The organism is Gammaproteobacteria bacterium, assembly GCA_013696315.1.
Lineage (GTDB): Bacteria > Pseudomonadota > Gammaproteobacteria > JACCYU01 > JACCYU01 > JACCYU01.
Genome location: JACCYU010000132.1, coordinates 1 through 6,939, shown reverse-complemented (window position 1 = coordinate 6,939; position 6,939 = coordinate 1). Strand labels below are relative to the sequence as shown.

Below are 6,939 nucleotides of genomic sequence, written 5' to 3'. Positions count from 1 at the left end.
TCTATGGGACCCGCTACCCGAGTACCAGTATGCGCGTGACCCTTATCTGCATTCGCCCTAGTACTACGATCCTTTTTTCTACGATCCCTTTTTCTACAGCCCTTACTACTGGCGGCGGCCTTATTATTACTGGTAAACAGGACAGTCACCCATGGCCAAGACCCACCGTTTTTCCAGCCTTGCCTGCGCGTTGCTGCTCGCGGCCTGCGCCAGCGGTCCCGGGATCTCCACCGACGGCGCGAACCAGACCGTCACTCCAAGCCAGGCGAGCGTCGAGATGGATGTATTGCGCGGTGATCAGGTGCTGTGGGGCGGCACGATCGTCAACAGCACCAATCTTGAAAATTCCACGCGGCTGGAGGTGCTGGGCTATCCTCTTGACGGCAGCCAGCGTCCCGATACGTCGGCGCAACCCACCGGCCGCTTTCTGACCATGGAAAAGGGTTATCTGGAGACGGTGGACTACGGCCAGGGACGCCTGGTGACGATAAAAGGCGCCCTGAACGAAACGCAAAAGGGTGCGATTGGCGAGGCGGATTACACCTATCCCGTGGTCCAAGCCGACCGGATTTATCTCTGGCCTGAGGAAAGCGACGCGGCGCGGCGCGATTCCGGCGTCAATTTCGGGTTCGGTATCGGTATCCTGTTTTGATATCCGTGGTTTAAAACTCCGAGTCTACAAATCATTGCAGTAAGGCATGCAGTCGAGGAGTAGCGCGTATATCGTCATCCGCAACCTGCTCTTGCTGTTCTCGAATTCCCTTAGTCTAGATTTCCCCGCCTCCAGAACACGCGGAAACGGTACAAACGATAGGCAAGCTTTGGGGCGCGCGCTAGAATGAGGGCGTGGCAGTTCTTGAACGATAACGACAAATAAGCCGCGCTACGACAGCGCCGACACGCCTTACGGGGGAATCCTCAAGATGATCGAATTTGAACGTCTGGCCGAGACCGGCGAACGCCTTGTTGAACAGTTGCGCGAAGGTGGACTGGAAAGGCTGGACGAGACGCTGACCGCGTCGAGAACCACGGCCGGCACGTATCGCTACACTTACGACCGGTATTTGCAGTATTTCAGGGAAAAGCGCGGCCAGCCGCTCACCGAGCAGGATCTCTACATCGGCTTTGCGTTCGCCTACAGCTGGATGGCGAGCATCAAGCAACTCGACCCCGCGCTTGCTACCGTCAAGGCGGCGACGGCGGCGTTGAACGAACTGCACGCCATGCAACCCGCGGCGCTCGAACTGGATAACCAGGCCGTGGACGACATCCCGGAAACACAGATCGAAAATCTGGCCGCCGCCACCGAACCGCTGCGTTATTTCCTGGGCTCGGTAATTGGCACCACAAAGCTCCTGCACTTTGTTAATCCCGAGGTATTCCCGATCTGGGACGCGATCATTCACCGCTACTCAAGGCTGCCAAGAACCAGCGCCGCGGACAGCCTCAGGCTTTACGCTCAGTACACCTGCATGGTGCACCGCCTTACCCACCATGCCGAATTCGAAACCCGGATTTACGAGCCGTTGCTGCGAGCCATGGAGGCGGCTCACCGGCAAGTCGGCAAAAGATACCGGGCCCCCGAACCAATGGGCAAGGTGCGCGCCACGGAGTTCATCATGTTCTTCGGCGGCAAGGCCGAGCATGCGCCCGCGTAAGCGACGAATTAATGGCTGACTCTTCAGACACGCGCAGTCTGGCGCTGTTTTGCGATTTCGAGAATATCGCGCTGGGTGTACGCGACTCGAATTATGCCCAGTTCGACATCAGCAAGGTGCTGGAGCGGTTGCTGCTCAAGGGCAACATCGTTGTCAAAAAGGCGTACTGCGACTGGGATCGGTACAAGGGTTTCAAGGAGGCCATGCACGAGGCGTCGTTCGAGCTGATCGAAATTCCGCACGTGCGACAGTCGGGCAAGAACTCGGCTGACATCCGGATGGTCGTAGACGCGTTGGATCTCTGCTACACCAAGGCGCATGTGGACACGTTCGTGGTGATCAGCGGCGACTCGGATTTCTCGCCGCTGGTCAGCAAACTGCGCGAGAATAACAAAGTTGTGATCGGCGTGGGCGTCAAGAATTCGACCTCCGACTTGTTGATCGCGAACTGTGACGAGTTCATCTTCTATGACGACCTCGTGCGCAAGAAAGAAGCCCGCAAACGTACGCGCAAGAAGAGCAGCGACAAGAGCGCCGCGACCGGCAACACTGCCGCCGAAACCGCGGCTGCCGGCGGCGACGATCAGAAACAAAACGAAGAGCGCAAGAAGCAGCAGGCGCTGGACCTGGTGATGGAAACCGTGGAGGCGCTGTTCGGCGAGCGCGAGGAAGAGGACAAGGTGTGGGGGTCGATGGTCAAGCAGACGCTCAAGCGGCGCAAACCAGGCTTCAGCGAGTCGTACTATGGCTTTCGCACCTTCAGCAAGCTGCTGGAAGAAGCCAAGGCGCGCAACCTGCTGGACTTCGAGCACGACGAGAAATCCGGCGGCTATATCATCAAGAGCTACGCGCACGAGGAATAGTCGCCACCGGAATTGCGGGAATACGTTGTGTACGATGAATCCGTTATTGAAACAAATGCGCTGCCGGCTGGCCCAGGGCCCGGCGCCTTTCGTTGAGAATTCAGGCCCGGCGGATGGCTGCGCCGTGGCGCTGCGCTCGGCCGCGGTGCTCATTCCCATGATTGAGACGCACGCTGGGTGGCATCTGCTTTTTATCCGGCGCGCGGAAAACTGCAACGATTATCATAGCGGGCAGGTCGCGTTCCCTGGAGGGCGAAGGGAACGGGAAGACGCCAACCCGGAGGCAACGGCGCTACGCGAGGCGCAAGAGGAAATGCGCATCGCGCCGCGCGACGTCGATGTCCTCGGGCGCTTAAGCGACTTGATCAGCACAACCAACTACCGCATCACACCTTTTGTCGGGGTTATGCCGTGGCCTTACCCGCTGCGTTTGGCGCCCGCCGAAGTTGCGCGCGCGTTCACGATTCCGATGCAGTGGCTGTCCGACCCGGATAATCGCGAGGTGTATGAGCATCCGCTGCCGTCCGGAACGGTGCCGGTGGTGCGCTATCGTCCGTACGGCGGCGAGCTGCTTTGGGGCGCCACGGCGAGAATGACAGTAAGCCTACTGCAAGCGCTGGCGGGCATAGACGTGCCTGATGCGCTCGCCACAAATGCGGCTGCTCATCGCCAGCGCTCGGCTTGAGCCGTTACTCGACAAGCAGTCTCTCGATCGCTGTTTCCACCGCCGCGGCGCGTTCATCGCCCGCGTGTGTCTCACCGAAAAACGAGGCGCGAATGCGCCCCTGCTTGTCGAGCAGGTAATAAGCCGGCCAGTAGCGGTTGCCCATCGCGTTCCAGTAAGCGAAGTCATTGTCTATCATCACCGGATGACGCAGACCAAACTCCTTTACCTTCGAAACCACATTAGCCTTGACTTTCTCGTGCTCGAACTCGGGCGTATGCACGCCGATAACCTGCAGCGCCTGCCCTTCGAAGCGCGCCTCCAGTGACTTGAGCCAGGGAAAAGAGCGATAACAGTTCCAGCAGCCGAACGTCCAGAAATCCAGCAGCACCACCTTGCCACGCAGGTCCTGGAGCGTGAGCGGTTTAGAATTGATCCACGCCGACGCGCTGACTTGCGTGAACTGCGGCGCCGAAGGCGGCAGATTGATATGCCGCGCGCCGTGGGCGCTGCTCAACAATCCTCCCGGACCGGTACCGAAAAACAATGCTGCCAGCATGACCCTGGCAACGGATTTGAAATTTGCACTGAACATTGCATCGATCCCGAAATGATAGGCATCCCGAGCCTGAACAGCGCAAGGCTCGTGGACGATTTATTCTGCGCCAGACGCCGCAAAAGACCATCCATGAAGACCCTTATTTTGAAGCGCAAACACTGGAATTACGCTGGTCATATCGGACATCGAGTCAGCGCTGCCGGGTGTCACGGCTGACGCCAGATACGATGCCGGCACCCATCGCCTGTTTGTGTGCTCATGGAGAACACGTGCGCCGCCGACTGACAGCGGGTGAGATCGTGTTCAGGATGTGGATCAGCGTATCGTTATTGGCTGCATCGCGATGCGCTGCACGCGCGTCTGGTTACGCCTCAAGCAGCGTGTCCGCTCAGGTTTACCACCACTCTTCCCCGTGTCTTGCCCGCCAGCATCCGTTCGAATACGTCGGGTAACTGTTCCATGGTTACGGTCTCGGCGACAATACTGTCGAAGTTCCGCGGACGCAGATCGTTGCCCAGACGTTCCCAAAGTGGTTGCCGCCATGCTTGCGGGCAATTCGAGGATGACACCCCCAGCAGGCTCACGCCGCGCAAGATAAACGGCATCACCGTCATTTTCAGCTTGACGCCAGCCGCCAGCCCGATGCTGACCACGTTGCCCCAGGGCTGTACCGCCGGAATCAGTGAGGCGAGGATATCGCCGCCGACGTTGTCGACCACCCCGCCCCATTGCGGTTTCTCCAGCGGCTGCACGTCCTGATTATGCTCATGACGATCCACTACTACACGGCCGGCGCCCAGCGATTTCAGATAGTCCACCGCATCCGGTTTGCCGCTCATCGCGACCACGTCAAAGCCAAGTCCGCTTAACATGTCGATGGCGAAACTGCCGACCCCCCCCCGGTCGCGCCCGTGACCAGAATGGGGCCGAGTTCGGGAGTCTGATGATTCTCCTGAAGCCGCTTGACCGCCAGCGCCGCGGTAAAACCGGCGGTTCCTAGCGCCATCGCCTGAAACAGATCCAGGCTTTCGGGCAAGCGCATCACCCAGTCGGCGGGCACCCGCACGTACTCCGCGTAGCCGCCGTCGTGTATCTCGCTCAGACCGCAGCCCGTGACCAGTACTTCGTCTCCGGGCTTGAAGCGGTCGTCTTCACTCTCTGCCACGACGCCGGACGCGTCGATGCCGCCCACCAGCGGCGAACGGCGCAGTATTTTGCCCTTACCGGTGCCTGCCAGGGCGTCTTTGTAATTGACGCTGGAAAAACGCGCCTCAATAACGACCTCACCGGCCGATAATTCATCGAGATTGAGCGTCACGACACCAGCACGTGTTTCATCGTTTTCGGAGTGAATGCGGAAGCCCCTGAATTTTTGCATCGGATTGAACCTCGTGAGCTACGGTGAGCGGCGACACCGACATGATCGGCGCCGAAATTACGTGAGCGTTGGCTTTGATGGCGGTGGCGGCCGAGCACCGAAGAAACCGGGAACCTGGGATCGGACGCTACGACACCCCACCCAGTTTTGCGAGCACACCACGTGCCATTTTCAGGGCAACGTCCACGTCTTCGTGCAGACAGCAGAGATGGCCCATCTTGCGTTTGGGGCGCGCCTCGCGCTTGCCGTAGAGGTGCAGTTTGGTACCCGGCTGACTGAATACACGGCTCCAGTCCGGCTGGCCATCGTTCCACAGATCACCCAGCAGATTTACCATCACCACGGGCGAAAGCAGCCGCACGTCGCCGAGCGGCAGGTCGCACAGCATTCGCACCTGCTGCTCGAACTGCGAGGTGACGCACGCATCGATGGTGTAGTGCCCGCTGTTGTGCGGGCGCGGTGCGATTTCGTTAACCAGCAACTGGCCTTCGCGGGTTACGAAGAACTCAACCGCCATGACGCCACAGTAATCCAGGAAGTCGGCCAGGGTAACCGCCACGCGCCGCGCCTGCGCCGCCAGCATTGCCGAGCAGCGCGCGGGCACGATGCTCATGCTTAAGATTCCGTCCCGGTGTACGTTCTCTGCCGCCGGAAAACACCGCGTCTCGCCAGCGCTGGAACGCGCCAGCACGATGGACAGTTCCAGTTGCAAATCCACTTTCCGTTCGAGCACACACGGCACATTGCCGAGTCCGTCAAAAGCCTCGCGCAGCGCGCCGACATTTTCGACCTCGGCCTGACCCTTGCCGTCGTAACCGAAAGCGGCGCGCTTCAGTATCAGTGGCGGAGTCAGCGACTCAAACGCGCGTCCCAGATCGTCCGTGGTTTGAATAACTTCGAAATCCGCCGTCGCGAGTCCGCTCTGGCGGATGAAATTTTTCTCTTCGATGCGATCCTGCGTGAATTTGAGCGCGCGCGACGACGGCCGCACCGGCACGTGCGCCTCGAGTTGGCGCAACGACCCGGCAGGGACGTTCTCGAATTCGGTCGTGACCGCCGCACATTCGCGCGTCAGCCGCTCCAGCGCCAACTCGTCCGTATACGCGGCTCGCAGATGTTCGTCGGCCACGCGGCCGGCGGGGCTGTCGGCACCAGGGTCCAGTACGATCACGTTATAGCCCATGGTGCGCGCGGCGACCGTGAACATGCGCCCCAGCTGGCCGCCGCCAATCATGCCCAGGGTCGCGCCGGGGCGGATCACGATCGCGGCAGGGTCATCTGCGTGACCGCCGCGTGCTGCTCCTTGCGGAATGCGGCCAGTTTCGCGGCCAGCTTTGTATCGTTGACAGCAAGCATCGCAACCGCGAACAGCCCCGCGTTTACCGCACCCGCTTCGCCAATCGCGAACGTCGCGACTGGCACGCCTTTTGGCATCTGCACGATAGACAATAGGGAATCCTGACCCTGAAGATGCATTGATGGAATCGGCACGCCCAGCACGGGGACGGTGGTAATCGCGGCCAGCATGCCCGGCAGATGCGCCGCGCCGCCGGCGCCGGCGATGATGCATTTCAGACCGCGCGCGCAGGCAGCGCCGGCGTATTCGTACATTAGATCCGGCGTTCGATGCGCCGACACAACTCGGGTCTCGCAGCCTACGCCAAAGTCTTCGAGGCGCACCGCGGCGTGCCGCATCACCGGCCAGTCGCTGTCGCTGCCCATCACCACGCCGACCTGTACGTTGCTCATCGCACCCTTTGCCTTCAGTAAAGCCGGTATTCTCGCCAAGTTGTCAGGACTATGCAAAACACCTGGGG

7 protein-coding genes and 1 pseudogene are annotated in these 6,939 nt (G+C 60.2%); 4 read left to right on the top strand and 4 right to left on the bottom strand.

What is annotated here, in order from left to right:
- The first annotated feature begins 151 nt into the window (after positions 1–151).
- The 4 genes from H0V34_08010 (at position 152) to H0V34_07995 (ending at position 3,206) form a co-directional block, all read left to right on the top strand.
- Positions 152–652 carry a Slp family lipoprotein gene (locus H0V34_08010; protein ID MBA2491634.1) on the top strand — a complete coding sequence of 167 codons (501 nt, stop codon included), beginning with the start codon at positions 152–154 and terminating at the stop codon, positions 650–652.
- A 271-nt stretch (positions 653–923) separates the two neighbouring features.
- The gene (locus H0V34_08005) at positions 924–1,658 is read left to right on the top strand and encodes a hypothetical protein (protein MBA2491633.1); all 735 of its coding nucleotides are present in this window, start codon (positions 924–926) and stop codon (positions 1,656–1,658) included.
- A gap of 11 nt (positions 1,659–1,669) precedes the next feature.
- Positions 1,670–2,521 (top strand): NYN domain-containing protein, encoded by an 852-nt coding sequence (locus H0V34_08000; protein MBA2491632.1) that lies wholly within the window; start codon positions 1,670–1,672, stop codon positions 2,519–2,521.
- Positions 2,522–2,555: 34 nt separating this feature from the next.
- Positions 2,556–3,206 (top strand): CoA pyrophosphatase, encoded by a 651-nt coding sequence (locus tag H0V34_07995; GenBank protein MBA2491631.1) that lies wholly within the window; start codon positions 2,556–2,558, stop codon positions 3,204–3,206.
- 4 nt (positions 3,207–3,210) lie between these two features.
- Here H0V34_07995 and H0V34_07990 read toward each other — a convergent pair whose 3' ends face one another.
- From H0V34_07990 to purE, 4 genes and pseudogenes are all read right to left on the bottom strand, one after another.
- Positions 3,211–3,744, bottom strand: coding sequence for a redoxin domain-containing protein (locus H0V34_07990; GenBank protein MBA2491630.1), 534 nt, complete (start codon positions 3,742–3,744; stop codon positions 3,211–3,213).
- A gap of 371 nt (positions 3,745–4,115) precedes the next feature.
- Positions 4,116–5,122, bottom strand: a pseudogene (locus tag H0V34_07985) (oxidoreductase).
- Between the two features lie 127 nt (positions 5,123–5,249).
- Positions 5,250–6,383 (bottom strand): 5-(carboxyamino)imidazole ribonucleotide synthase, encoded by a 1,134-nt coding sequence (locus tag H0V34_07980; protein MBA2491629.1) that lies wholly within the window; start codon positions 6,381–6,383, stop codon positions 5,250–5,252.
- Positions 6,380–6,871 carry a 5-(carboxyamino)imidazole ribonucleotide mutase gene (gene purE / locus H0V34_07975; GenBank protein MBA2491628.1) on the bottom strand — a complete coding sequence of 164 codons (492 nt, stop codon included), beginning with the start codon at positions 6,869–6,871 and terminating at the stop codon, positions 6,380–6,382. The genes H0V34_07980 and purE overlap by 4 nt, the downstream gene beginning before the upstream one ends.
- Between the last annotated feature and the right edge of the window lie 68 nt (positions 6,872–6,939).